General features: G+C 36.8%; 26 protein-coding genes and 1 other RNA gene. 6 read left to right on the top strand and 21 right to left on the bottom strand.

Annotated elements, in window-relative coordinates; translation table 11 throughout:
* From dtd to G7081_RS02950, 6 genes are all read right to left on the bottom strand, one after another.
* Positions 1 to 447 carry a D-aminoacyl-tRNA deacylase gene (gene dtd, locus G7081_RS02975; RefSeq protein ID WP_166007260.1) on the bottom strand — a complete coding sequence of 149 codons (447 nt, stop codon included), beginning with the start codon at positions 445 to 447 and terminating at the stop codon, positions 1 to 3.
* 12 nt (positions 448 to 459) lie between these two features.
* Positions 460 to 2,676, bottom strand: coding sequence for a RelA/SpoT family protein (locus tag G7081_RS02970; protein ID WP_166007258.1), 2,217 nt, complete (start codon positions 2,674 to 2,676; stop codon positions 460 to 462).
* Between the two features lie 95 nt (positions 2,677 to 2,771).
* Positions 2,772 to 4,154, bottom strand: a complete 1,383-nt coding sequence (locus G7081_RS02965) for an aldehyde dehydrogenase family protein (RefSeq protein WP_166007256.1) — start codon at positions 4,152 to 4,154, stop codon at positions 2,772 to 2,774.
* A gap of 54 nt (positions 4,155 to 4,208) precedes the next feature.
* Positions 4,209 to 4,967: a 16S rRNA (uracil(1498)-N(3))-methyltransferase gene (locus tag G7081_RS02960; RefSeq protein WP_166007254.1), complete on the bottom strand. Its 759-nt coding sequence runs from the start codon at positions 4,965 to 4,967 to the stop codon at positions 4,209 to 4,211.
* Positions 4,968 to 4,969: 2 nt separating this feature from the next.
* Positions 4,970 to 5,920, bottom strand: a complete 951-nt coding sequence (gene prmA, locus G7081_RS02955) for a 50S ribosomal protein L11 methyltransferase (protein ID WP_166007252.1) — start codon at positions 5,918 to 5,920, stop codon at positions 4,970 to 4,972.
* A 12-nt stretch (positions 5,921 to 5,932) separates the two neighbouring features.
* The gene (locus G7081_RS02950) at positions 5,933 to 6,412 is read right to left on the bottom strand and encodes a DUF3013 family protein (RefSeq protein ID WP_166007250.1); all 480 of its coding nucleotides are present in this window, start codon (positions 6,410 to 6,412) and stop codon (positions 5,933 to 5,935) included.
* 175 nt (positions 6,413 to 6,587) lie between these two features.
* Here G7081_RS02950 and G7081_RS02945 point away from each other — a divergent pair, with 175 nt between their 5' ends.
* The 4 genes from G7081_RS02945 to G7081_RS02930 all read left to right on the top strand — a co-directional run bounded on the left by G7081_RS02945 (position 6,588) and on the right by G7081_RS02930 (position 8,882).
* On the top strand, positions 6,588 to 7,862 hold the full coding sequence (locus tag G7081_RS02945; RefSeq protein WP_166007248.1) for a replication-associated recombination protein A: 1,275 nt from the start codon (positions 6,588 to 6,590) through the stop codon (positions 7,860 to 7,862).
* Between the two features lie 51 nt (positions 7,863 to 7,913).
* Positions 7,914 to 8,104, top strand: a non-coding RNA gene (gene ssrS / locus G7081_RS02940) — 6S RNA.
* 28 nt (positions 8,105 to 8,132) lie between these two features.
* Positions 8,133 to 8,414, top strand: coding sequence for a hypothetical protein (locus G7081_RS02935; RefSeq protein WP_166007246.1), 282 nt, complete (start codon positions 8,133 to 8,135; stop codon positions 8,412 to 8,414).
* 15 nt (positions 8,415 to 8,429) lie between these two features.
* Positions 8,430 to 8,882 carry a universal stress protein gene (locus G7081_RS02930; protein WP_166007244.1) on the top strand — a complete coding sequence of 151 codons (453 nt, stop codon included), beginning with the start codon at positions 8,430 to 8,432 and terminating at the stop codon, positions 8,880 to 8,882.
* A 47-nt stretch (positions 8,883 to 8,929) separates the two neighbouring features.
* Here G7081_RS02930 and G7081_RS02925 read toward each other — a convergent pair whose 3' ends face one another.
* From G7081_RS02925 to G7081_RS02895, 7 genes are all read right to left on the bottom strand, one after another.
* Positions 8,930 to 10,111: an acetate/propionate family kinase gene (locus G7081_RS02925; RefSeq protein WP_166007242.1), complete on the bottom strand. Its 1,182-nt coding sequence runs from the start codon at positions 10,109 to 10,111 to the stop codon at positions 8,930 to 8,932.
* A 21-nt stretch (positions 10,112 to 10,132) separates the two neighbouring features.
* A complete protein-coding gene (locus G7081_RS02920) occupies positions 10,133 to 11,140 on the bottom strand; it encodes a class I SAM-dependent methyltransferase (RefSeq protein ID WP_166007240.1) in 1,008 nt (335 codons plus the stop codon).
* 171 nt (positions 11,141 to 11,311) lie between these two features.
* On the bottom strand, positions 11,312 to 11,926 hold the full coding sequence (locus G7081_RS02915; protein WP_166008370.1) for a DUF1054 family protein: 615 nt from the start codon (positions 11,924 to 11,926) through the stop codon (positions 11,312 to 11,314).
* An 87-nt stretch (positions 11,927 to 12,013) separates the two neighbouring features.
* Entirely contained in the window at positions 12,014 to 12,952 is a 939-nt protein-coding gene (locus tag G7081_RS02910) for a siderophore ABC transporter substrate-binding protein (protein ID WP_166007238.1), read from the bottom strand.
* A gap of 54 nt (positions 12,953 to 13,006) precedes the next feature.
* Positions 13,007 to 13,768 carry an iron ABC transporter ATP-binding protein gene (locus G7081_RS02905; RefSeq protein ID WP_166007236.1) on the bottom strand — a complete coding sequence of 254 codons (762 nt, stop codon included), beginning with the start codon at positions 13,766 to 13,768 and terminating at the stop codon, positions 13,007 to 13,009.
* Positions 13,769 to 14,737 (bottom strand): iron chelate uptake ABC transporter family permease subunit FitB, encoded by a 969-nt coding sequence (gene fitB / locus G7081_RS02900; RefSeq protein ID WP_166007234.1) that lies wholly within the window; start codon positions 14,735 to 14,737, stop codon positions 13,769 to 13,771.
* Positions 14,734 to 15,681 carry an ABC transporter permease gene (locus G7081_RS02895; protein ID WP_166007232.1) on the bottom strand — a complete coding sequence of 316 codons (948 nt, stop codon included), beginning with the start codon at positions 15,679 to 15,681 and terminating at the stop codon, positions 14,734 to 14,736. Before G7081_RS02895 ends, fitB begins: the two co-directional genes overlap by 4 nt.
* Before the next feature lie 190 nt (positions 15,682 to 15,871).
* On the opposite strand from G7081_RS02895, the gene G7081_RS02890 reads away from it, so the two are divergent.
* Positions 15,872 to 16,339, top strand: a complete 468-nt coding sequence (locus tag G7081_RS02890) for a YueI family protein (protein ID WP_166007230.1) — start codon at positions 15,872 to 15,874, stop codon at positions 16,337 to 16,339.
* 20 nt (positions 16,340 to 16,359) lie between these two features.
* Here the strand turns inward: G7081_RS02890 and dinB are convergent, their stop codons facing one another.
* The 5 genes from dinB to G7081_RS02865 form a co-directional block, all read right to left on the bottom strand.
* Positions 16,360 to 17,475 carry a DNA polymerase IV gene (gene dinB, locus G7081_RS02885; protein ID WP_166007228.1) on the bottom strand — a complete coding sequence of 372 codons (1,116 nt, stop codon included), beginning with the start codon at positions 17,473 to 17,475 and terminating at the stop codon, positions 16,360 to 16,362.
* Between the two features lie 81 nt (positions 17,476 to 17,556).
* Positions 17,557 to 18,186 (bottom strand): uridine kinase, encoded by a 630-nt coding sequence (gene udk, locus G7081_RS02880; protein ID WP_166007226.1) that lies wholly within the window; start codon positions 18,184 to 18,186, stop codon positions 17,557 to 17,559.
* Between the two features lie 153 nt (positions 18,187 to 18,339).
* Positions 18,340 to 19,074: a 16S rRNA pseudouridine(516) synthase gene (locus G7081_RS02875; RefSeq protein WP_166007224.1), complete on the bottom strand. Its 735-nt coding sequence runs from the start codon at positions 19,072 to 19,074 to the stop codon at positions 18,340 to 18,342.
* Positions 19,075 to 19,122: 48 nt separating this feature from the next.
* Positions 19,123 to 19,554: a hypothetical protein gene (locus G7081_RS02870; RefSeq protein WP_166007222.1), complete on the bottom strand. Its 432-nt coding sequence runs from the start codon at positions 19,552 to 19,554 to the stop codon at positions 19,123 to 19,125.
* A 98-nt stretch (positions 19,555 to 19,652) separates the two neighbouring features.
* Positions 19,653 to 22,328, bottom strand: coding sequence for a cation-translocating P-type ATPase (locus tag G7081_RS02865; RefSeq protein WP_166007220.1), 2,676 nt, complete (start codon positions 22,326 to 22,328; stop codon positions 19,653 to 19,655).
* A gap of 55 nt (positions 22,329 to 22,383) precedes the next feature.
* Between G7081_RS02865 and G7081_RS02860 the strand changes: the two genes are divergently transcribed.
* The gene (locus tag G7081_RS02860) at positions 22,384 to 22,557 is read left to right on the top strand and encodes a hypothetical protein (protein WP_166007218.1); all 174 of its coding nucleotides are present in this window, start codon (positions 22,384 to 22,386) and stop codon (positions 22,555 to 22,557) included.
* 8 nt (positions 22,558 to 22,565) lie between these two features.
* Here G7081_RS02860 and G7081_RS02855 read toward each other — a convergent pair whose 3' ends face one another.
* From G7081_RS02855 to G7081_RS02845, 3 genes are all read right to left on the bottom strand, one after another.
* Complete coding sequence (locus tag G7081_RS02855; protein ID WP_166007216.1) at positions 22,566 to 23,324, bottom strand: tRNA 2-thiocytidine biosynthesis TtcA family protein; 759 nt, start codon at positions 23,322 to 23,324, stop codon at positions 22,566 to 22,568.
* A gap of 66 nt (positions 23,325 to 23,390) precedes the next feature.
* The gene (gene nadE / locus G7081_RS02850; RefSeq protein ID WP_166007214.1) at positions 23,391 to 24,218 is read right to left on the bottom strand and encodes an ammonia-dependent NAD(+) synthetase; all 828 of its coding nucleotides are present in this window, start codon (positions 24,216 to 24,218) and stop codon (positions 23,391 to 23,393) included.
* A gap of 23 nt (positions 24,219 to 24,241) precedes the next feature.
* Positions 24,242 to 25,699, bottom strand: coding sequence for a nicotinate phosphoribosyltransferase (locus tag G7081_RS02845; protein ID WP_166007212.1), 1,458 nt, complete (start codon positions 25,697 to 25,699; stop codon positions 24,242 to 24,244).
* Positions 25,700 to 25,719: the final 20 nt, after the last annotated feature.

The following is a 25,719-nucleotide window of genomic DNA, read 5'->3' as shown; positions in this document are numbered from 1 at the left end:
TTATTTGTTTTCAGTATCTAAAATAATTGTTGTTGGACCATCATTTACCAAACTAACTGACATATCAGCGCCAAACTGACCTTCTGACACTTCTAATCCTTGACCACGAAGACCTTCATTAAAATAATCATATAATTTTGTTGCCTCATTTGGTCTTGCTGCATCGACAAAGCTTGGGCGATTTCCTTTTTTAGTATTCGCTAATAGAGTGAATTGGGAAACTGACAGAACTTCGCCTGATACTTCAGAGATATCATGATTCATTTTCCCTTCAGCATCTTCAAAAATTCGCATTTTAGCAATTTTATTCACTAAATAATCCGCATCTGCTTGCGTGTCTCCTGTTTTCACACCTACTAATAACAAAAAACCTTGTCCAATTTTTGCAATTGTTTGTTCTTCAACAACAACCGATGCTGATGTTACTTTTTGAATAACTACTTTCATATCACTTACTCCTTATCCTTTCATCCGTTTAACATTATGGACGTCTGGCACACTTTTAATTTTATCAACTAATCGTTCTAGGTGAGCTAAGTTTTGAATGGTCACCGTTAAATGAATTGTCGCCATTTTATTTTTGCTCGGTTTAGCTTCGACGCTCACAAGCTGTTTAGCTGTATTGCTAACAACTTGTAAAATATCATTTAATAACCCTACACGATTATACCCATACACCTCTAAGTCTGCCTGATAATCTTTGTTATGAATAGATTCAGAATCTTCCCATTCAACATCGATCAATCTTTCCGCCGCATGTTCATCTTGTACAATGTTTGGGCAATCGCTACGATGAATCGAGATCCCTCGGCCTTTGGTAATATAACCCACAATGTCATCTCCGGGAAGAGGATTACAGCATCGACTAATCCGCGTTAAAAGATTTTCCACTCCTTGAATAACGATACCATCCTCATGGCGAACTTTTATTTTACTAGGATTTTGTTTAGACCCTTGCGCTAACAATTTTTCTGTCACATGCGCTTGTTTTTCTTCTTCTCGTTGAGCACGTTCTTCTTCCGTCAAACGATTAGCAACCATTAAGGCAGTCACTTCTCCAAAGCCAATGGCAGCGTATACTTCATCTTCCGTTGTCATATTAAAACGACTTAATAATTGTTCAAATTTTTCCTTAGTTAATATTTCTTTTGGAACAAAATTCAACTCTTTAAGCTGCTTTTCTAAGGCTTCTTTCCCTTTTACAATTGTTTCTTCACGGTCTTGACTCTTAAAGAAGCGTTTTATTTTATTTCTAGCTCTTGATGTTGCTACCATTTTTAACCAATCACGACTCGGACCAAACGAATGACCTGAAGTGATAATTTCAATGATATCGCCATTTTTCAACTTATAATCCAAGGGAACTATTTTACCATTCACTTTAGCACCAGTTGTTTTATTACCAATTTCTGTATGGATGTTATAAGCAAAGTCTAACGGTACTGAGCCTTTCGGCAACTCTGAAACATCCCCTTTAGGTGTAAACACATATACTTTATCACTAAAAATATCGCCTTTTACACTCTCCATGAAATCTGATGCGTCATGGCTTTCGTTTTGCAGTTCGATAATTTCCTGGAACCAACTTAATTCTTTACGGTCTTTATCCACTAACGGTTTTTCTATCTTCCCAGCTTTATATGCCCAGTGAGCAGCCACCCCATATTCGGCAATCTCATGCATCTCTTCCGTTCTAATCTGAACTTCAACTGGATTCCCTTCGGAGCCAATAACCGTTGTATGCAACGATTGATACATATTGGCCTTTGGCATAGCAATATAATCTTTAAACCGACCAGGTAACGGTTTCCATTGTGTATGGATTGCACCTAAAACAGCATAACAATCTTTAATTGTTTCAACAATGACACGAATTGCTAACAAATCATATATCTCATTAAATTCTTTTTTTTGATTTTTCATTTTCAAATAAATTGAATAGATGTGTTTCGGACGCCCGTAAACTTCTCCTTCAATCCCTAACTCTTCTAACGCTTGTCGAATCACTTCCACAGAGTCAGCAATATATAATTCTCGCTCATCTCGTTTTGAGTCCATCAAATTAACAATACGATAATATTGATTTGGGTTTAAATATCTTAAGGCAGTATCTTCCAGTTCCCACTTGATTGTACTGATACCCAAACGGTGAGCTAATGGCGCATAAATTTCTAACGTTTCTTTTGAAATACGGCGTTGCTTATCTTCACGTAAATGTTTTAATGTTCGCATATTGTGTAGACGGTCAGCTAATTTAACCATGATAACACGTAAATCTTGTGCCATTGCTAGCAACATTTTACGATGATTTTCTGCTAGCTGTTCTTCATGTGATCGATATTTAATCTTACCAAGCTTCGTCACACCATCAACTAGCATAGCCACATCCGCACCAAATTCTTCCGTTAACTCAGCTAACGTTACATCGGTATCTTCAACCACATCATGTAAGAAGCCCGTTGCAACCGTGTAAGGGTCCATTTTCAAGTCAGCTAATATTCCTGCCACCTGAATCGGATGAATGATATACGGTTCACCTGATTGTCTAAATTGTTCAGCATGAGCTTTTTCAGCGAAGTGACAGGCCTTTTCAACAAATGCCACATCGGCTTCTTCCATATATTGACTCACTAACTCAATGACTTCTTGCCCTGTATAAATTGTCTCTTTTGACATATTGCCACTCCCTTTCTTGCTCTAGCTTTTATTTTAATTATCTTTATTATACAGCAATACCGTATTTATTGAAATTAGGACTCTTCTAGCATAAGTTATTTTAAAAACTTACGAATAAGACTGTCTTTTCTTTTGCTATAAGGAGCTGACATAATCGGCAAAATAAATTTAGGCTGTCTTTTTAAAACTGCTTTCTCATGAGAAAACTCTTTAAAACTTTGAATACCATGATAAGATCCCATTCCCGATTGCCCGACGCCACCAAAAGGTAAATGATGATTAGCTAAATGGAGAATCGTATCATTAATAGTCGCACCTCCAAATTGAACAGCGTTTAACAATAACGACTCCTCACTTCTTTCACCCACAAATGGATAAAAAGCTAATGGTGATTCTCCCGAACGAATAAAATCCAAGGCCTCTTCTAATGTTTCATAGGTCATCACAGGTAATATTGGCCCAAATAGCTCTTCTTTCATCGAAGCTAGTGGCTGAGTAATTTCTGCCTGAATAACTGTTGGCCCTATATATTTTTCCGACGCTTTGACTTCTCCACCATACACAACAAAGGAATTGTCTTCCTCAATTAACCGAGCTAAACGTTCGACTGTTTGTGAATTGACTAGCCTGCCGTAATCTTCTGAAGAAAAAGGATTCTTCCCGTACATTTTTTCGGTTTCTTTTATTAACTCAGACTTAAATAATTCCACTGATTCTTTAGGAACCAGACAATAATCTGGCGCAACACACGTTTGACCTACATTAAGAAATTTCCCCCAGGCCACGCGTTGAGCTGCCCGTTTAATATCAGCTGTTTGAGTAATGAGAGCTGGACTCTTACCGCCTAGTTCCAATGTCACCGGCGTTAGATGCTGACTTGCTGCCTTTAAAATACTTTTACCCACGGTTGCGCTTCCTGTAAAGAAAATTTTATCAAATCGTTCTGTCAAAAGCAGTTGATTACGCTCTTTATTACCTTCATAGAAATAGATCCAATTTGAGTTTAAATACTGCTGACTTAACTTGGTTAATACAGCGTTAAAATTTGGTGTTCGTTCTGACAAAGCAACCATTGCAACATTCCCAGCGGAAACTGCCCCCACAAGCGGATCTAAAGATAGTAGCAATGGGTAATTAAAGGCATTAATTATCAATGTTTGACCATACGGCATCGCCTGAGTCCAACTTTTTCCAGGCCATAAATAAAGTGGTGTCTTTTTTCTTTGTCGTTGACTCCATTTTTGTGTTTTTTTCAAAGTTAGCTGAAGACTTTGATAAACTAACCCTAACTCTGATAAATAAGATTCCTCTGGTGCCTTACCTAAATCTAAGGTTAAGCTGCTTAATAAGATTTCTTCATTATCACGTAACATAGTATCTAACAACCGCAACTGATCTAGTCTATTTGAAACAACTAGCGTCTCACCCGTCTCAAAATACTTTTTTTGATTTTTATAAACCGTTGATAACTCTGTCATCAGAGTCCCTCCTTTACTATTTATTTCTACGCAAAAAGCCGAGTTATCCTCGACTTATGTTAACAACTCTAACTGATAACTGATAGCACTTAATAAATAAAATGGCGCAGTTTCTGTCCTTAAAATCCGTGGTCCTAATGCGCAGACTTTTCCACCTGCCGTTTCAAAACTACCTACTTCTTGTGGAGTCAGACCGCCTTCAGGCCCAAAAACAACCAAAATAGATTCACCAGGTTTAACAACTGACAGTGTTTTAACTAACTGACCTTGTTCACCAGACTTCGCCGCCTCTTCATAGGCAATTAGAACATGATCATAGTCTTTTGCAAGCTCTAACAGTTCTTTTTCCGATGTTAGTAACTTAACTGTAGGTTGAAATTGGCGATGAGATTGTTCCGCTGCTTCTTTGGCAATTTTAACTAAGCGATCACCTTTTTTTGCTAGTTTCTTAGCATCCCATTTAACAACTGAAGATTTAGCTGGAAACCCAACAAATTCCGATGCGCCTAATTCCGTCCCTTTTTGTACAACCAACTCTAATTTATCCCCTTTAGGATATCCACTAGCAATCGTCACATGAACAGGTAGTTCTTTGTTCTGTGATTCCTTTGAAATTTCTTTAAATTCAACATCTTCTTCAGAAATATTAATAATTTCCCCAATAATCGCCCGTTGATCTGTAAATACTAAAAAACAGTGATCTTTCACTTTCATGCGCATCACATTAACAGCGTGGTGATAGTCATCCCCTGTTAACTTAAAACCATTTTCTTGGGCATCTGCATATGACTGTGTGACAAAGTAACGTTGCATAGTTATTCTCCTTCAAGAGGTTTTGTTAAAATAATGCCGAACCAATCTGCTTGTTGAAGGACTTCTGTCACTTCAAAACCGATGGCCGTTAACGCAGCTAAAACTTCCGCTTTTTTATCTTCAATAATTCCTGATACGATAAATTTACCACCTGGCTTAACTAAGTTCCATGCATCTGGAATCAATCTTAAAATAATATCCGCTAAAATGTTAGCTACAATAACATCCGCTTGAATATCAATACCTTTCAACAAATCATTTGCGCTAACTTTCACGTCAGCTGCTACCGGATTCATATCCATATTTTCTTGAGCTGCTGCCACAGCAACTTCATCTAAATCGTACGCATGAACCTCTTTTGCACCAAAGTGTTTACTAGCGATACTCAAAACGCCTGAACCCGTCCCAACATCCAGAACTGTTTCGCCACCACGCAACACAATTTCAAGGGCATGAAGACTTACCATTGTCGTTGGGTGTGTCCCCGTACCAAAAGCCATTCCTGGATCTAACTTAATAATTTTTTCATCAGCTGATTTCGCTTCATATTCTTCCCAGTTCGGAACAATCGTTAAATAACGACTAATGTTAACAGGGTGATAATATTTCTTCCAAGCAGTCGCCCAATCTGATTCAGCAACTTCACTCATTTCAATTTTATTTTCACCAATTGCTAAACCATATTCTGGTAATTTTGCAATTCGTTCTTTGATTGCCGGTAAGATTTCTGGTAAGAAAATTGTCTCAGGGAAATACGCTTTAACAATTGCCCCTTCTTTGACATGGTTTAAATTTTCTTTATCCAGTAATTCGCCATAAGCATCTTCCACATAATTTTGCACATCTAAAGCATCCTCAATCGCGACGCCGCTTGCTCCCATTTCAACCATTAGCGCTGAGATTGCTTCAACCGCTTCACTTGCTGTTGTAATTTTTAGTTCTGTCCACTTCATTGTTATACACTCCTAATATTTGGGATAAGCAATATAGTCTGTTGACTGATTCGCTTTTTCTAATAATGCATCAAATTCTGTTTGGTTCCAGTTCAACTCGAAGACTTCAGCAGCATCATCATCTAAGAAATCTAACAAATCACTTTCACCTTCAGTTAATACTTGACCTAAGTATTTTCCTAAAGCGACTAGCACGGCTTTTTTAATTCCTTTTTTACCTTCATAAGGAATTAGCGTTAGATACTCTTCGGCATTTGGCGTGAATTTATCTGGATTATATAACATCAAGCTATCTTCAAATTCAATAATATCTTCAGCAGTCTGAACACCCTCAGCATCATCAATCACTTGCTCGCCTTTATTCTCTGCATAAATAACAGCAATCACTTCAACAGTATGATTTTTGGTATTCCAATCAATAGCAAAATCATAATCCCCTAAGTTTTTTTCTAATTGCGCTTCTAAGAAGTACAACATATTTTCTTTTTTCATATTATTTTCTCCTCTAAGTAGCTGATAAACTCCCAGCATTCTGAACTCTTTATATTATAACGATTTACAATGGAAAAGGCGACCTTTACTAATTAAATCCAACAATTTATTTTGCTAATCACAAATTAACTCTGTGTTATAATTAAAATAAGAAAACACAAGGAGGTAATACCTTATGACTCAACCTCTTGCTTACCGAATGAGACCTAGAAATTTATCTGAAGTGATTGGTCAACAACATTTAGTTGGAAAAGGAAAAATTATCGAACGTATGGTTAGCGCCAAAATGCTGTCATCTATGATTTTGTACGGACCACCTGGAACAGGCAAAACCAGCATCGCCAGTGCGATTGCTGGTTCCACAAAATATGCTTTCAGAATGTTGAATGCCGCGACCGACACAAAAAAAGATTTGCAAGTAGTAGCCGAAGAAGCTCGCATGAGCGGAACCGTTATTTTATTACTTGATGAGGTTCATCGTCTAGATAAAACCAAACAAGACTTTTTACTACCTCACTTAGAAAATGGCCGAATCATTTTAATTGGGGCGACTACTGAGAATCCTTATATTAGTATCAACCCTGCCATCCGCAGTCGTGCACAAATTTTTGAAGTAAAACCATTAACAGAAGAAAATATTCATCATGCTTTAATCCAAGCTTTAGCAGATGACGAGCGCGGTCTTGGTCAATATGATGTTGAACTTGATGAAATGGCACTCGTCCACTTATCACGCGCTACAAATGGCGACTTAAGAAGCGCTTTAAACAGTTTAGAATTAGCTGTTAAATCAACGCCCCCTAATACTGACGGAAAAATAAGTATTAGTTTAGCAATTATTGAAGAATGCGTACAATTAAAATCAATGAGCCATGATAAAAATGGCGATGCCCATTATGATGTTATTTCAGCTTTGCAAAAATCAATTCGCGGAAGTGATGTCAACGCAGCACTTCACTATTTAGGACGATTAGTCGAAGCTGGCGATATGTTAATTATTTGTCGTCGGTTGATGGTTATCGCTTATGAAGACATCGGTTTAGGAAATCCTGCGGCGGCTGCCAGAACAGTTACAGCTGTTCAAGCTGCAGAAAAACTAGGTTTCCCAGAAGCTCGCATCCCATTAGCCAATGCGGTTGTCGACTTATGCTTATCCCCTAAATCTAATTCAAGTTATACAGCATTAGATGCTGCTATCGCAGACATTCGTTCAGGAAATACCGGTGATATTCCCGATCATTTAAAAGATAGTCATTACCAAGGGGCTAAAGCTTTAAACCGTGGTGTAGATTACCAGTACCCACATGCAACAGAGCAAGGTTGGTTGTCACAACAATATCTACCTGACAAAATTAAAAAGGCCCGCTATTATGAACCTAAACATACAGGTAAATATGAACAAGCCTTAGCTAGTCGATACGAAGAAATAAACCGTCTAAACAAACAATAAAAGAAACCCTTTCCATTGTTGATTTAAAGGGATTATGCTATTATGAGGGTGGGTAATCTGTGATGTGCGAATCGCGCCACTCTGTGTTGACCGAACATTTTTTAGTATTATGCCGGGATTCAACGAATTTAGGAATAAAACAAGCCTTTTCACTTGGTAGTTTGACGACTAGATAGCGAAGCCCACCTGCAAACTCGCGGGATCAATACTACGGAACGATCAACGGCATCGACGGATCTTACCCATTTTTATTTTAAAGGAGTTTTACTTATGCTTTCCATTATATTAATCATTTCAATCATTTTGTTATTAGCGATTGGTTTCTTTTTAACTCGTAAAGGAACGACCTTCATCAGCGTCTTAGCACCTGATGACAAAAAAGAAATGGCAACTAAAACCATTCTTTCATTCGGGAAAGCAACATTAGCATTAAGCATCCTAGGTTTAATTTGCTTAATTATCAACCAACAAACAATTACATTAATTTTTATTAGTTTAATGATGGTGATTTCAGCCATTTTTAGTATTAAATTAGCTAAACAATTATCCTAAAAACGAGGTGTTCACATGGTCCAAAAATTCCAAACAATTTTAGTTGCCGTAGATGGTTCTGAAGAAGCTGAATTAGCTTTTAAAAAGGCCGTCAACGTTGCCAAACGTAATCAAGCAAAATTAGTGCTGGCTCACATTATCGATACGCGTGCTTTTCAAACTATTTCATCTTTCGATGATGATTTAGCGGACCAAGCAACAGCGGTTGCAAAGGCAACCCTAGAACAATTAGTTGCTTATGCGAAAGATCACGGGCTATCAAAAGTGGAAGCTGTCGTGGAATACGGCACCCCAAAAACACTGATTGCTAAACAACTACCAAAAGATTATCAAGTTGATTTAATTGTTATTGGCGCAACTGGATTAAATACAGTTGAACGTCTATTAATAGGATCCGTTTCTGAATACGTCATTCGTCATGCAAAATGCGATGTCTTAGTTGTGAGAACTGACTTAGATAATAAATAGATAAAAAAAAGACCAAGTAGCTAAGCTACTTGGTCTTTTTTTATCTTTTATTTTAACGCTTCAACATCGCGAGCAATCATAACTTCTTCATCAGTTGGGATTAATAATACTTTAACTTTTGAATCATCAGTTGAAATTTCAACTTCTTTACCACGAACATTGTTTTTAGCAGGGTCAACTTCACAGCCAAACCATGTAATACCATTAATAATTTGTTCACGTACTTCAACACCATTTTCACCAATACCAGCAGTGAAGACAATAGCATCCACACCGTTCATCGCAGCGATGTAGCTACCGATGTATTTTTGGACACGGTTGTTAAAGATTTCTAGTGCTAATTTAGCATTATCTGAATCTGAATCTTCAACTTCACGCATATCACTTGATACGCCTGATAAGCCTAATAAACCAGATTTTTTGTTTAAGACATCGATCATTTCTTTAATGTCTGTCATACCTTCTTTTTCCATTAAGTATGGTAATAGTGAAGCATCGATATCACCAGCACGAGTTCCCATAGTTACACCTGCAAGTGGTGTGAATCCCATAGAAGTATCGATTGACTTACCACCATCAACAGCAGTGATTGACGCTCCATTACCTAAGTGACAAGTAATGATTTTAAGATCTTTAATATCTTTACCTAACATATCAGCAGCACGATCAGCTACATAACGGTGGCTAGTACCGTGAGCTCCGTATTTACGAGCTTGATATTTATCGTAGTATTCCATTGGGATACTGTATAGGTAGTTTACTGGAGGCATAGTTGTGTGGAATGATGTATCAAATACAGCAACGTTTACCGCACCTGGAACTAATTTTTGGAAAATACGGATAACTTTTGCTTCAGCTGGGTTGTGTAATGGTGCAAACTCAGCAAGAGCTTCGATTTTAAGTAAGGCTGCTTCGTCGATTAAAGCTGACTCTTTAAAGTCTTCCCCACCGGCAACAACACGGTGACCAGCACCTGTAATTTCATCAAATGATGCAATGATGTTTAACTCCATCATTTTATCGAAAATACGGTTTACTGCAAATTCGTGATCGTTAATATCTAATGTTTCGTTGAATTTTTGACCTTCACCGTATTTAATTGTGAAGATTGAATCGTTAAGACCGATTCTTTCTACGATACCTGAAGCGATAACTTCTTCTTGTGGCATTTCGAATAATTGCCATTTTAAACTTGAACTACCTGCATTGATTGCGATTGTTTTTGACATGTTTAAAACACTCCCTTATTTTTAATTTAAATTTTTGTTTTTCCATTCAGATACTTCTTTAAAAAACTGTTGCATTTGTTGCGCATCTTTTAACGATGGGACATCTGCTAACAGGACTTCCTTCGCTTGACGACTCTCTTCACCATGATTTTGAATGATGATGATTGATTTACGAGAATCTTTGTTTTTGAATAAAGCTGTCGGTAATTGTAAGATTCCTTGCAGATAAACTTTATCCGTAATCCACTCTTTAATCTTATCAGCTTGCTCAGTTTCCAAGAAGTTACTCGGCACTAAGAAGACCCCGAAGCCACCACCTTTAACGTAAGCCATGCTTTGTTCCATCAATAAATGATGGGCATATGAATGACCCTCTGCTACACCTGTCACAAAATTTTGCGCGTTTTCATCATCTGGATAATATCCAATTGGTAAATCTGCAATTGCAAAATCACTTGGTTCAAGCAACAGATTTTGTAAACTGTCTTGATGGAAAAGTTGAATTTCTTGTTCTAAAATCTGGCTGTTTAATGCAGTAATTGTCAATAATGTATCATCAACATCCACACCAGTTCCCCAAACTTTATAACCTGCTAATTCTAAGTTCGTCATAACAGTCATCATTAAATTTCCCATACCTGCTGTTAAGTCTAATAGCGTCAGACGTTTGTCATCCCCTAATAACTGCTCTGCTAAATAAACAAATAGGAAACCTAGTGAGTCGGGTGTTAGTTGGTGATTTGGCTGTAGCGGTTCCGCCATCGTTCCTTTTAACAAGACTAACTGCGTTACTTTTCGACGTTCTTCCTTAGCTAAATCCAAATTCTTAAACTCTGTGTAAAGTTCCGTTAATTTGGTTGCTGTTTCTGCATTAGGCAAACCATCTTGAACCTGAACTTGATAGTTATTAACAAGATTACCCGCCACTTCGATATAGCTATCGATAAATGTCGAATTTAGTGAACCTTGCATTAACGTCACACATTGATCAAGCAATTCAAATCCTTTTTCTACCTTGTTTTGAGGCATTTTTCCCACCTCTTTCTTCAATGTATTGTAACAATTTCTATTCCTTGTCTATTCTAGCTAAATCAGCACGATTATTCAAGGGATTTCAAGTTTTTATCATCATTAACTCATGATTTTAACTTTCTGTATTAGCACAAAACTAGTACACCATATCGAAACTGTATCACTCGCTTATTTCACAGAGTATTTAATGGCATCTTGATAAAGTGGAACTAATGATAAATAGGTTTCAGAAATGTAGTCTAGGGCTTTAGCAGGCTGTGATAACAGCGTCTCTGTTTTTAATAACACGCGACCAATTTGAAACTCACCTTTTTTGACATCACGCCAACGCTCCAACCCTTTGATTAAATTATCTGTATTAAATTCATGGTAGTTGTTCACAGTATGATCAAAGTTTAAAACAGTTCCTTCAGGCAATCCCTCAAATAAACTTGGCTGTTTTAAAAATGAATCAGCCATTTCTTTTTCATTGACTGGATTATCAATAAATGATAACCACATCACTAGGTAATCTTCCGTAATCCCTAATGTAAAATGCGGATATTTTTTATAGCCACGTTTATCGCCACCCATTGCACTCCATGTGAAATCTGGTGCATTCGTGGTACGACGACGATGTTGAGCAATGTGGACCAATAACTCTTCATCTAGCTCAGGTGCTAACTTTGAAACAACATAATCATCTACACTTTGAAATTTCGGTTGAATAACACGACGAATTTCTGCCATACGTGGTTCTAATCCCTCAACCTGAAAGACATTAAAATCTTCTTTAGTAAACATCTCTACCATTATTTCCCCACCTTTTCTTTTTACTTCTATCACTTTAGTCTAACAAAAAAAGCCCTCCTAATAAAGGAGGAGCTGTTTTTATTTTAAAGCTGCTTCAACATCAGAAATCATCAATTCTGTACATTCAATACCGCCACCGGATAAGTACCAAACATCAGGAGTTAGAGAGATGACTTTCTCATTTTTTCCTGCGGTTGTTTGTTTAACTAATTCATTTTCTGCAACATTGTTTTTTGATAAATCTCCACCAATCGCTTTTGTACGATCAATAACGAAGATAACATCGGGATTTTTATCTAAAACGTATTCATAACTCACGTCATTCCCATGTGTCGAAGCTTCTATGTTAGGATCTACAGCTGGGAACCCAAATGTATCATGAATAATCCCAAAACGTGATTGTTCCCCATAAGCTGATAATTTCCCTTCATTAACTAATGTTACCAACGATTTCAAACCACTTGCAGATGCTTTCTCGTTGATTGTAGCAATGTCTTTTTCAAGTGTTTCAATTTTTTCTTTCGCAATATCTGTTGCATCAAAAATTGTTGCTAACGTATTGATATTAGCCTTTGTCGACTCCCACGTTTTTGTATTATCAACAGATAAATATAAAACAGGAGCGATGGCCTCTAAATCCTCTTTGAAACTTTCTTGCCTACCAGAAATGATAATCAAATCTGGTTTTAATTGATTAATTTTTTCCAAGTCAGGTTCTTTCATTCCGCCAACTGATTCAACTTCTTTGAAACTATCTAAATACGCTGGAATACTTTTAGTCGGTGCTCCAATAACCACATCTGATTTCCCTAAAGATTTAATCGTATCTAATGAGCCCATATCAAAAACAACGACTTTCTCTGGATTCATAGGTACTGAAACTTCTCCTGTACTATCTGTAACAGTTACTGAGTTAGATGATCGTTCTTTTGAACCTTCCTCTGTTGTTCCGCAACCAATTAAAACAAGTAAACTTAAAAACAACATGCTTAATACTCTAAACAATTTGTTAGTCATTCTTCTCTACCTCTTTCTATTTTTTTGTTTCCCTTTTTTAAGGATTTGAAACCACTAAGATTCATTGAAGTATAAACAGAAGCGTTTACCTTCTAGTTCACAAACACGGATGTTCATTTCATATAGACTGTCTAAAACGTCTTTATTAATGACTTCATCCGTAGGACCTTGCTTGAACACTCGGCCATGTTTCATTGCAACGATTTGATCAGCATAACTTGCAGCAAAATTAATATCATGTAAAACAATAACCACAGTTTTTCCATGATTATCGACTAAATCTCGTAATGTTTTCATCATTTGAACAGCATAATTCATATCTAAGTTATTCAGCGGCTCATCTAATAAAATATAATCCGTATCTTGAGCCAATACCATCGCAATATAAGCACGTTGCAACTGACCACCTGACAAAGTGTCAATTTCTTCATTTTGTAACTCAACCAAGCCCAAATGTTCTAAGGATTGATCAATGATTGTTTGATCTTCTTTTGTTAATCGACCCTTACTATATGGAAATCGTCCAAAAGCCACTAAATCCCTGACTGTTATTTTTAAAGAAATGGCATTAGCTTGCTTTAAAATTGACAGTTTCTTAGCTAATTCATTTTGTTTCCAACTAGCAACCTCATCACCGTCAATGTAAATTTCACCCGTGTCTTTTTCTATCAACCGACTCATCATTGAAAGCAACGTACTTTTCCCGGCCCCGTTAGGTCCAATAAAAGCCGTTAACTTCCCTTTCTCTAAAGGAACGTCAACATCAGACACAACTATTTTTTTACCATAATTTTTAGACACTTTTTTAATATCCATCTATGTCGTCTTCCTTTCCTTTAAAATTTTAACAACAAAATAAATACCACCGATAAATTCAATCACTACACTCATCGTTGTATTCCATTTAAAGACTTGCTCTACAAAGAATTGACCTACAACTAATAGTAAAATACCAATTAAACTACCCACTATAAACAAAATGTGATGACGATAGGTTTTAATAAATTGATACGTTAAATTCGCAACAATAAATCCTAAAAATGTCACTGGACCAACCAGTGCAGTAGAAATAGCGATTAATAAGCTAATCGCCATTAACAAGCTGATTTGCAACCGTTTCACATTAATGCCTAAGCTGATAGCTTGTGATTTACCAAGGTGTAAGACATCTAACTTAGGTGATAATTTCCAAAGGAACAAGACCACCACCAAAGTAATAACACTTCCTATTTGCAATAAAGAAACATCCACGTTTGCAAAGCTTGCAAACAGCTTCCCTTGCAACTTATCGTATTCATTCGGATCTAGCATCACTTGCATGAAAGAACTTAAGCTTCCAAAAAAAGTTCCTAAAATCATACCCACCATCAGCAATAAGTATAAGTTCTCTTGTTCTCGACTAATCAAAAAGAAAAACAAAATAGTGCTAACTCCTACCATTAATAAGACATTAATAGCAAACATCAAAAAATTATTTTGCATTAACTCAATATGTTGATTGCCAAAGAAAAAGAATAAGCCTGTTTGCAGCACAATATATAAGGAATCAAACCCTAAAATACTTGGTGTTAAAAAGTGATTTTGCGTTAAGGTTTGAAAACTAATTGTCGCAAACGCCGTTGAAATACCAACTAATATAAAAGCCAATAACTTTTTACCTCTAAGCTGTAAGGCAAACTCCCAGTTGCCATATGTGTTATATGTTAAAAATAGCCAAGAAAAAATACCCACAACTAGAACTAAACAAAGAATCTTTAATAAAATAGATTGTTTTAAAGAGCTCATTTTTTAGCCCCCTTTAACAATAAAATAATAAAAATAACGCTACCAATCACTCCTACTGTCAAACTAACAGGAACCTCATATGGCGCAATCACTAATCGTGAAATGATATCACAAATAATTAGAAAGCAACTTCCTGCTCCTGCGGTAACCCAAATAGTTTGCTTCATTTGATCTCCAAAATACAAAGAAACAATATTCGGAATGATAACTCCTAAGAATGGCAAACCACCAATTGTCACTAAAATCAAGCTACTCGCCAAGGCAACCAACCCTAAACCAAAAAGTTGAATGACTTGATAATTCAAACCAATTCCCGTCGCGAGATCTTTTCCCATCCCAGCAATCGTAAAGTGATAGGCATAGAAGTAAGCCACAATTAGCAATGGTACGGTTAAATAGATTAACTCATATCCGCCACGTGACAGTACTGAAAAATTACCTTGTAGCCATGATGACATATTTTGAATCAACTCTAATTGATAAGCAAAGAAAGTAACCACAGACCCCACAATGTTCCCAAACATTAAACCTACAAGGGGAACCATCACTTGATTTTTTTGAGGTAATCTTTGGATCAACTGGATAAATAACACGGTTCCTAAAAATGCAAAGATAAATGCCACAAATGAGCGCACTAATGTTGAGCCATTTGGAAAAAAGACCATCGCTACTAAAATACCAAGACGAGCACTATCCATTGTCCCCGCAGTTGTTGGCGATACAAATTTATTTTGAGTCAAATGTTGCATGATTAATCCACAAACAGCACTTGTCGCACCGGCGATAATCAAACTAACCGTTCTTGGCACACGTGTCGACCATAACACCAATGATTGATTATCATTGAGCTGAAAAACATCTGACACCGGGATACTTTGAACCCCAATAAACAATGATACTCCCGCCAACGACAACAGCATCACAAGTAAACTATATTTTTTCATAAGAGAATCCTCTTCAAAATCCGTAATTGAGAATGATTTTCAATCTCATAATTAGTTTATTTGAAATGAGAGATAAAAACAAGAGGTTATCTCTGATTTCTCACAAAACTATTACTTATATAAGGCTATCTGACAAGAATTCAGCCCATATGCTATACTGAAGTTAATAAATAACAAAGGAGACGCTTAAATGTGCCCCAAAGACGTGAATGATTACCTTGAAAAAGGTCTTTACGGTTCCCCTCAAATTAAACCTGAAGAAAAAAATACTTACCTCGGAACTTTCAGAGAACGTATCTATCTCGCCATGACTGTTAGCGAGATGAAAAAAAACGAAAATGTCACTCTATTAAAAAAATATTTACAAGATAATCCTGGCCACCAACTTCTATTAAATGGAGATTTAGATTTCTCTGATCAAAGTGTCTACATGGCTGTTGCCCAAAAAAATAATATTTCCTTTAAAATTGTCGATACTGATAAAGACTTAACTTTAGAAGATATTGGCCTTGTTTACGCAACAAATGAAGCAGTTAATCAAGAAAATATCTCAATTGAGCGATTCAAATCAAAAACTACAACCGAGAAGAATACGTTAGAAGATGAACCAACAGAAAATTTTTTCAAGCGGATTTGGATGAAATTATTCAAAAAATAAAAAGCCCTTAAAAGGGCTTTTTATTTTTGTTTTAAATCTAAACTAATCGTTTCAAATGTCCTTGGATCAAGATTGGTCACTGTCACACCTAGCAACCTAATGCTTTGATTGCTTTCAGCAAACTCTTCCCAAATCAATTGAGCATGAAAAAAAATATCCTCAGCAGTCTCTACATACTCAGACAACGTCCGTCGTCGAGTAATCGTTTCGTAATTATCATATCTTACTTTTAAAACAACCGTCTGCCCATGTTTTTGATGATTTTTTAACGCCTTGGACACGTCGTTAGACAACTCTCTCAATTGTAATATTACCTGGTTTTCACTAATTAAAGGTTTACTATATGTATTTTCCCGACCTATCGATTTTCGTTGACGATTCGGGTTAACAGGAGCATTGTGAATCCCGCGTACTTTTCGATAAAGTTCATATCCCATCTTCCCAAATTCTTGAATCAAAGACATTTCTTCAACCTTATACAAGTCTGAACCTGTAAAAATACCCAATTCATGCATTTTGATAACTGTTTTTTTACCTACACCATGAAACTTTTCAATTGGCATCTCTTTTAAAAAGGCTTCAGCATCTTCGGGTAACACTAATGTTAACCCTTTAGGTTTTTCAAAATCCGAGGCTAGCTTTGCCAAGAATTTATTATAACTAACACCGGCCGAACAAGTTAACTGAAGTTCCTCCCAGATGTCCCTTTGAATCATTCTAGCGATTTTAATCGCACTCGTTGAGCCAACTTTATTTTCTGTCACATCTAAGTAAGCTTCGTCAAATGCCAATGGCTCTATGATATCCGTATAACGATGAAAAATTTTGTGAATCTGAGCGGATATTTCTTTGTAATGAGAAATGTCCCCAGGAATAAAATTAGCTTTAGGACATAGTTCATAGGCTTTTTGCGCGCTCATAGCTGAATGTATACCATACTCACGAGCAGCATAGTTGGCTGTTGTGACAACCCCTTTACCGCCTGTCTCTTTAGGGTGACGTGCAATGACTAAGGGTTGCCCTTTTAATTCCGGGTGATCACGTTCTTCCACCGATGCATAAAAGGCATCCATATCTAAATGAATTATTTTTCGAGACACATCATTCTTCAGCGGGAATCTTAACTCATTCGCCATTGTACTCACCTCTTCTCAATTACCATTATATGCGAATGTACGTTCTTTTTCAAACGAAAGAAAAGACCTGAAAGTCAGGTCTTATTTATCTAGAATACTTCCAATTTTAGTTGTCATCAAATCAATAGCGACTTGATTTGAGCCACCTTCTGGAATAATAATATCAGCGAACTTTTTAGTGGGTTCAATAAATTGTGTAAACATCGGTTTTACAACTGTTAAATATTGATCAATAACAGAATCTAAGGTACGGCCACGTTCTTCCATATCTCGTTTAATACGACGGATAATACGAATATCATCTTCGGTATCCACATAAACCTTAATATCCATTAAATCACGTAGGTGTTCATCTTCTAAAATCAAAATTCCTTCGACAATAATTACTTCTTTAGGTTCTTGATGAACGACTTTATCGCTTCGAGTATGAGCTTCATAATCATAAACCGGTTTATCTACCGCTTTATAGTTAATTAGATCCGTCAGTTGCTCAATCAACAATTCTGTATCAAAGGCAAACGGGTGATCATAATTAGTTTTCAATCGGTCTTCATAGCTTAAATGGCTTTGATTTTTATAATAGGCATCCTGTTCAAATAACATAATAGAATGATCTTTAAATTCATTTAAAATCGCTTTGCTAACACTTGTTTTTCCACTACCAGAACCGCCAGTAACACCGATGACGATTGGTTTCTTTGCTTCGCTCATCCTATTAAACCCTTCTTTCATTGAACTGTATTATCTCTATCTATACTAAGCTATCAAGCTTCTTTTTTCAATCACAAATTTAATATCTCCGCTTTTTTATCAAAAAATAGGCTATTCATTTACGTCTGATTATTAGCCATAAAAATAACAGATTTATTGAGGGTTAGGGTTGAAGAATGGCCTTAAAGATTCTAATTCATTTATCGTTAACGGTCTTGCCTCACCCACAAGTAAATCATCAGGTAAATTTAGCGGCCCTAACGCAATGCGTTTTAAGAACGTCACTTTGCCATCACGAGTTAAAAACATCTTTTTAACTTGGTGGAATTTTCCTTCTTGTATTTCAACACGCGCTTCACTAACCTCTTTTGAACTACTTATTATTTTTAAAATAACCGGCTTACAAGTTGTCCCATCATGAAATTTGATTCCTTCTAAAAAAGCTTCCTGATCATTCTTTGTTAAAGAAGTGTTGACCTGAACACGATAGATTTTAGTGACTTTCTTATCTCCCATTGCTAACTCATACGCCAATTGACCGTTATCCGTTAACAATGTTAACCCTTCTGTATCTCGGTCTAAACGTCCAACAGGAAATAAACCCGTCACCTCTATCCCTTGAGCTTTAACACTATCCAAAACTGTTTGATGCTCCGCATCGCTTACTGCTGTCACTACTCCCTGCGGCTTGTTTAATATAATATAGCGATGAGGGTCTCCCGATAGCTGTTGCAAACCAACATAAATTCGGTCTAATCCTGGATCAACATTGTAGTGACCGCATCGAATAATTTCATCATTAACCATAACTTCACCCGTTAATAACGTACGTTTCACTGATTTACGTGAGCCGATTTTATTTTCTTCTAACAGCTTATCTAAGCGCATGTTAATCCCTTTCAAAAAAACGCCCACCAGTTGATGAACGTTTTGTTTTTATTTCATTAATAAACCAGTCATTCTTTGGATGCAGAATGCTACGGTTCCGCTCGTATCATCTTGCTCTTTTTCTGACAGATCAAAAGCTTCACAATCAACTTTACCAGATTCTGGATCAATAGCATCGACCATTTTTTGACAAGCGACAACATATTCTGCATATGATTTTTCTAATTTCTTATGGATCCCCATTACTTTGACAGGTGGTTTTTGACCATTAATCATTGTTGAAAGTTCTTTATACTTAGCGGTTCCTTCTGAAAACTTTTCATGAACCTCAGCTAACGTGCCTTTGGTTAATTTTGTTTCATCTGTATCTAAAGCCGTTCTTACTTCTTCAAAGTAAGGATGCATTTCTGTTCCGATTTCTTCTGTTTCTGTTACCACTTTATTGATTACTTGAACGTATTGTCCTAAATTTGGTTTCATCGACAAATCCTCTTTTCTATTAGTTATCTTCCTCTTATATATTACACTGTTTCTTTGTATAAAAAAAGCTCCCTAGTGAAATTCACTAGGGATACTCATTATTTATAAATTGTTTTTCTTTGTACAAATTTAACGATTTCTACAATCGGAATGATTGATAATGATGCACCAAAGACAACTGCCCATTGGTAACCATCTAAATGACTTACACTGAATAAATCATTAAATCCTGGAATCACAATCGTTGCTGCTAATAATGTGAATGATAAAAGAATCGCGTAGTTAAAGAACTTATTACGGAAAGCTCCCACTTTAAACAACGATTCGTGAACCGATTTCACGTTAAACGCATGGAACAATTGGATTAATCCCAATGTTGCATATGACATAGTCAAAGCATCACCATGAATGGCATTATAATCTCCTGTGTGGACTGGATATGAAATAGCAAACCAATAAACACCAAGTGTAATTGCCGCTTCAAGAATACCTTGATAGATAATACTACTCATAACCCCACCAGATAAGAAGTTCGAGTCACGTCCACGAGGTGCGTGATCCATCACATCTTTTTCAGCTGGTTCTAAACCTAAGGCAATCGCAGGGAAGGTATCTGTCACAACGTTAATCCACAATAAGTGAACTGGTAACAAGGTATCCCAACCTAATAATGTTGCAATGAATAAAGTAAGTACTTCACCTAAATTGGCTGCTAATAAGTATTGAACTGTTTTTTGGATGTTAGAAAATACTTTACGTCCTTCTTCAACCGCTACAATAATAGTTGAGAAGTTATCATCTGCAAGAACCATGTCGCTGGCACCTTTTGAAACTTCCGTCCCAGTGATACCCATCCCAATACCAATATCGGCTGCTTTTAAAGCAGGGGCATCATTGACACCGTCACCAGTCATAGCAACTACTTTGCCAGCATCTTGCCAAGCTTTTACAATTCTCACCTTATGTTGTGGTGATACACGGGCATAAACTGAGTATTTTGTTACTAACTTGTCAAAATCAACATCCGAAATCTCGTTTAATTCGGCACCCGTAATAACTGCATCCTCTTGATTTTCACCAAGAATACCTAAACGTTTTGCAATTGCTGTGGCCGTATCACGGTGATCACCTGTAATCATAATCGGACGAATACCGGCTTCTTTAGCAACCTTAACGGCTTTAGCTGCTTCTGCACGCTCAGGATCAATCATACCGACTAAACCAGAGAATACTAACTCTTTTTCAAGTTCTTCTGATGTAATATCAGTTGGCATTGTATCAACGAAACGATACGCCATCGCCAACACACGTAATGCTTGTTTACCTAATCCTGTGTTAGTTTCTAAAACTAACTGACGTTGAGCTTCATCCATAGGAACAATCTTGTCATCTAAGTCATAAAACGCACAACGTTTTAACAATTCATCTGGTGCCCCTTTAGTAGTAATGGCAAAACGACCATCTGGTAATTCATGAACAGTTGTCATTAATTTACGAACTGAATCGAATGGTAATTCAGCCACACGTGGTTCTGAAACAACTTTTTCACGAACATCAAACCCTTTATCTAAACCAAACTGAACTAAGGCCGTTTCAGTTGGATCTCCAATTAGTTCGCCTTCTGAAGAAAACTTCGTATCATTACAGTAATTCATAATTTTCAACGTTTTATTTGTATCTGATAATTCTGTTGCCGCATCTTTTAATTCATTATTTGAAAAGATTTTTTCAACTGTCATTTGGTTCAATGTTAACGTACCTGTTTTATCTGAACAAATAATATCAGTACTACCAAGTGTTTCCACAGCTGGTAATTTACGAACTAAGGCATTTCTTTTAGCCATTTTTTGTGTACCTAAGGCTAGGACAATTGTGACAATTGCTGGCAAACCTTCAGGAATTGCTGCTACAGCAAGTGAAACTGATGTTAATAATAACTCAACCCATGTATGATCACCTTTCATCATTCCCACACCAAACATGATGACACAGATTGCTAGGATAGCAACTGTCAGGGTTTTTCCTAATGAGTTTAAGTTTTGTTTTAACGGCGTGTCTGTTTCATCGGCTTGTGCTAACATGCTGGCAATTTTACCAACTTCAGTGTGCATACCTGTGCCCACAACAACACCTGTCCCACGACCATAAGTTACATTACTATTCATATAAGCCATGTTGATACGATCGCCAATTGGCACATCGTCACCTTCTAAAGCTACGGCTTCTTTTTCTGAAGGAACTGATTCACCCGTTAAAGCTGCTTCTTCAATTTTTAAAGAGTTCGATTCAAACAAACGTAAATCTGCCGGAATCACATCTCCCGCTTCTAAAGCGACGATATCACCTGGCACTAACTCTGTACTCTTAATAGAGTTAATGTGTCCATCACGTAATGCGTTTGCGTTCGGTGTCGACATGCTTTTCAGTGCTTCGATTGCCTGTTCAGCCTTCGCTTCTTGAACCACGCCGAAAATTGCCATAATGACAATCACGACTAAAATCATAATCGCCTCTACTTTATCTCCAGTGAAGAAAGAAATTAAAGCTGCTGCAATTAAAACCATAATCATGAAGTCTTTAAATTGGTCTAAAAATTTTGAAAATAAAGATTTCTTTTTTCCTGCATCTAGTTCATTGTAGCCATATTCGTACAAGCGTTTTTTAGCTTGCTCAGAAGTCAGTCCTTCTTCGGATGCGTGCACTACTCTAAAGACATCTGCAATTTTTTTGTTATAGAATGATTCATTTGATTGAACTTTCTTTTCTTCTGCCATTTTTCTTCCCCCTAGTAATCGTCCAATCCACAAGCAAATAAAAAGAGACTCATGTATGCTAAAGAAGCACACACAAGTCTCACTAATTAAGACAACACCAGAAAATATTGTTTTCAGTGATGGTGATGTTGTCACGGCAATGCCGCCAGTTACTCCCTTATGGATATGTCACCATAAGTATAAACAATTTTCAGAAAACATGCAATATTTTGTCTTTACTGAACATTAATAACTTATTTAATTATCTTGCTCCACCATAAATGGTGTCCAAAAATCATTAGCTGTCCCTTGTTCCATCCCTTTAACAAATTTTTGTCGGACATCCGGATAAGTTTCTGAAATTCTGGATACAAAGCGCTTCACTTCTTCGCGCTTTGTTTTTTTATCAACTGGGCATGGGTTGAAAATAATCGGCAATTCTTCACGATTGACCAAACGAATAATTTCTTTTTCTTCCAAATACAACAGTGGACGAATCATCGTAATATCCGCACGACTTAGATACGTACGTGGTTCAAAACTTGCCATCTTCCCATGAAACAAAAAGTTCATAAAATAGGTTTCAATCGCATCATCTAAATGGTGACCTAATGCCAATTTATTGCAGCCTAAGTCTTTTGCCGCCTTATTCAAAATCCCTCTTCTCAAATTAGCACATAGGGCACACGGCGATTTTTCCTCTCTAATATCAAAAACGATTGTAGCAATATTCGTAGGAACCACTTCTAGTTGATATCCTAATTCTTCAACAAACTTTTCCATGGGCGAAATATCCATTCCCATTGCCATATCTAAACTAATAGGAACTATATCAAAATCAAAGCCAAGACGTTTTTCTCGTCGAATTCGGTCTAAAAAATAAAGTAGCGAGGTGCTATCTTTTCCACCACTCATCCCAATAGCTACTTTATCACCTGGTTCAATCATGCCATGATTTAAAATTGCTTTACGAATTGGATTATAAAAATGTTGATTATCTTTTTTTATAAACGCCATACTTAACTCCTTTAACTTAAATAGGAAAAGAAACCATCATCCACAGACAATAGTTTCTAGCCTACTTTATTTTTTCCAAAAAGTATCCGTTGGTGTAATCGGCAAGTGACGCTTGTGAGCTGTTTTGGCATACCAACCCTCAATCGTTTTCGCTGCTTCTTCAGAAATCTCACGGCCTTCTAAATAAGCATCAATTTCAAGGTACGTTACACCTAACGCAACTTCATCAGCAATCATTGGTTTGTTTTCTTCTAAATCAGCCGTTGGAACTTTTTCGTATAGGGACTTGTCAGCTCCTAATTCCTTCAACAACTCTTTACCTTGTCCTTTTGTTAGGCCGGCTAACGGCAAAATATCTGCCCCGCCATCACCAAATTTGGTAAAGAAACCAGTCACACTTTCAGCAGCATGATCAGTCCCGATAACAGCACCACTATTATGACCAGCGACTGCATATTGGACGATCATCCTTTGACGGGCTTTTATGTTTCCTTTATTAAAATCAGAAATAGTTTGTCCTGCTTCGGCTAACTCAGACATCGTTCCCATAACCGCTTCTTTAATATTTACTGTAAGAGATTGATCTGGCTCAATAAATGCCAGTGCTTTTTGAGCGTCTGATTCATCTGCTTGCTCTCCATACGGCAAGCGAATAGCGATAAACTGGTAAGCATTATCTCCTGTCTCATCGCGCAATTCTGTCATAGCAAGTTGAGCTAATCGGCCGGCCAAAGTCGAATCTTGTCCACCGCTGATGCCCAACACTAACGTTTTTAGAAATGGATAGGACAATAAATATTCTTTTAAAAAGTCAATACGTTCTCGAATTTCAGCTCCAGCATCGATCGTTGCTTTAACACCTAGCACCTGACTGATTTCTTTTTGCATAGACATAATGACACCTCACAAATTTATTTTTACAAATCTTTTACTTTATTACGGACTTCAGCAATGCATGCCATTTTTTGATCATATGCTGCTTGAGATAAATCAACTGGATACAATTGCGGGTTAAGAACACGTTTGTATTCCTCCCAAAGGCTATCATAATTGGCAATCGCTGTCTTTTTAATTTCAGCTAAAGTTGGTTGTTTATATATTAATTTACCATCTGTATAAATATCCATTAACAATGGACGCGCAATAAAGTTAGTCACCGTTTTATTAATATAAGTATGAACTGGGTGGAACATATAGAGTTCATCTAATTCACGAGGATCCTCTTCCCATAAAGAAATGTAATCCCCTTCTGATTTACCATTCTCTTTTTGAGTGATTCTCCAAATTTGTTTTTTACCAGGTGTCGAAACTTTTTCTGCATTTCCTGATAACTTGATCGTGTCGACCATTTGACCATTGTCATCTTCAATAGACACCAATTTATATACAGCTCCTAATGCTGGTTGATCATACGCTGTGATTAACTTAGTTCCAACACCCCACACATCAATTTTGGCGTGTTGCATTTTCAAGTTCAAAATTGTGTCTTCATCTAAATCATTTGATGCGTATATTTTTGCGTCTGGATAGCCTGCTTCATCTAGTTGTTTACGAACTTTTTTAGAAATATATGCCATGTCGCCACTATCTAATCGAACACCTTTGAAATTGATTTTATCTCCCATTTCATCAGCAATTTTGATGGCATTTGGCACACCAGATTTCAACGTATCATATGTATCTACTAAAAAGACACAGTCTTTGTGTGTTTCAGCATACGCTTTGAACGCTTGGTAATCATCACGATAAGATTGTACTAATGAGTGAGCGTGTGTCCCGCTTGTAGGGATACCAAAAACCTTGCCAGCTCGGACATTACTAGTTGCATCACACCCACCAATATAAGCCGCACGCGTTCCCCAAAAAGCTGCATCTAGTTCTTGTGCTCGGCGAGAACCAAACTCCATTAATAATTCATCTCCAACAACTGATTTAATGCGGGCAGCTTTTGTTGCAATCAAGGTTTGGAAATTCACAATATTTAAAATAGCTGTTTCTACTAATTGACATTGTGCCAAAGGCCCTTCAACTTGGACTAATGGCTCATTATGAAAAACTAATTCACCTTCAGCAACCGCACGAACTGTACAGTCGAATTTAAAGTTTTTTAAATAGGTTAGAAACTCTTCTGGATATTCTTCAACTTCACGTAAGTAAGCAATATCTGAGTCTGTAAATGTTAATTGTTCAAAGTATTCAATTAAACGTTCCAAGCCTGCAAAAACAGCGTAGCCGTTATTGAATGGTAACTTTCTAAAATAACATTCAAATACCGAGTGACGTTCAGCACGCCCTAATTCCCAGTAGGTTTTCATCATATTTATTTGGTACAAGTCTGTATGTAACGTCAAGCTATCATCAGTGTATTTCGTCATTTCTTACAAGCTCCATTTCC

Origin of the sequence: Vagococcus coleopterorum, from assembly GCF_011303955.1 — a bacterium.
In the GTDB taxonomy this organism is placed as follows: Bacteria; Bacillota; Bacilli; order Lactobacillales; family Vagococcaceae; genus Vagococcus_D; species Vagococcus_D coleopterorum.
Note: the sequence above shows the minus strand (reverse complement) of the source record. Positions and strands in the feature narration are given on the sequence as shown.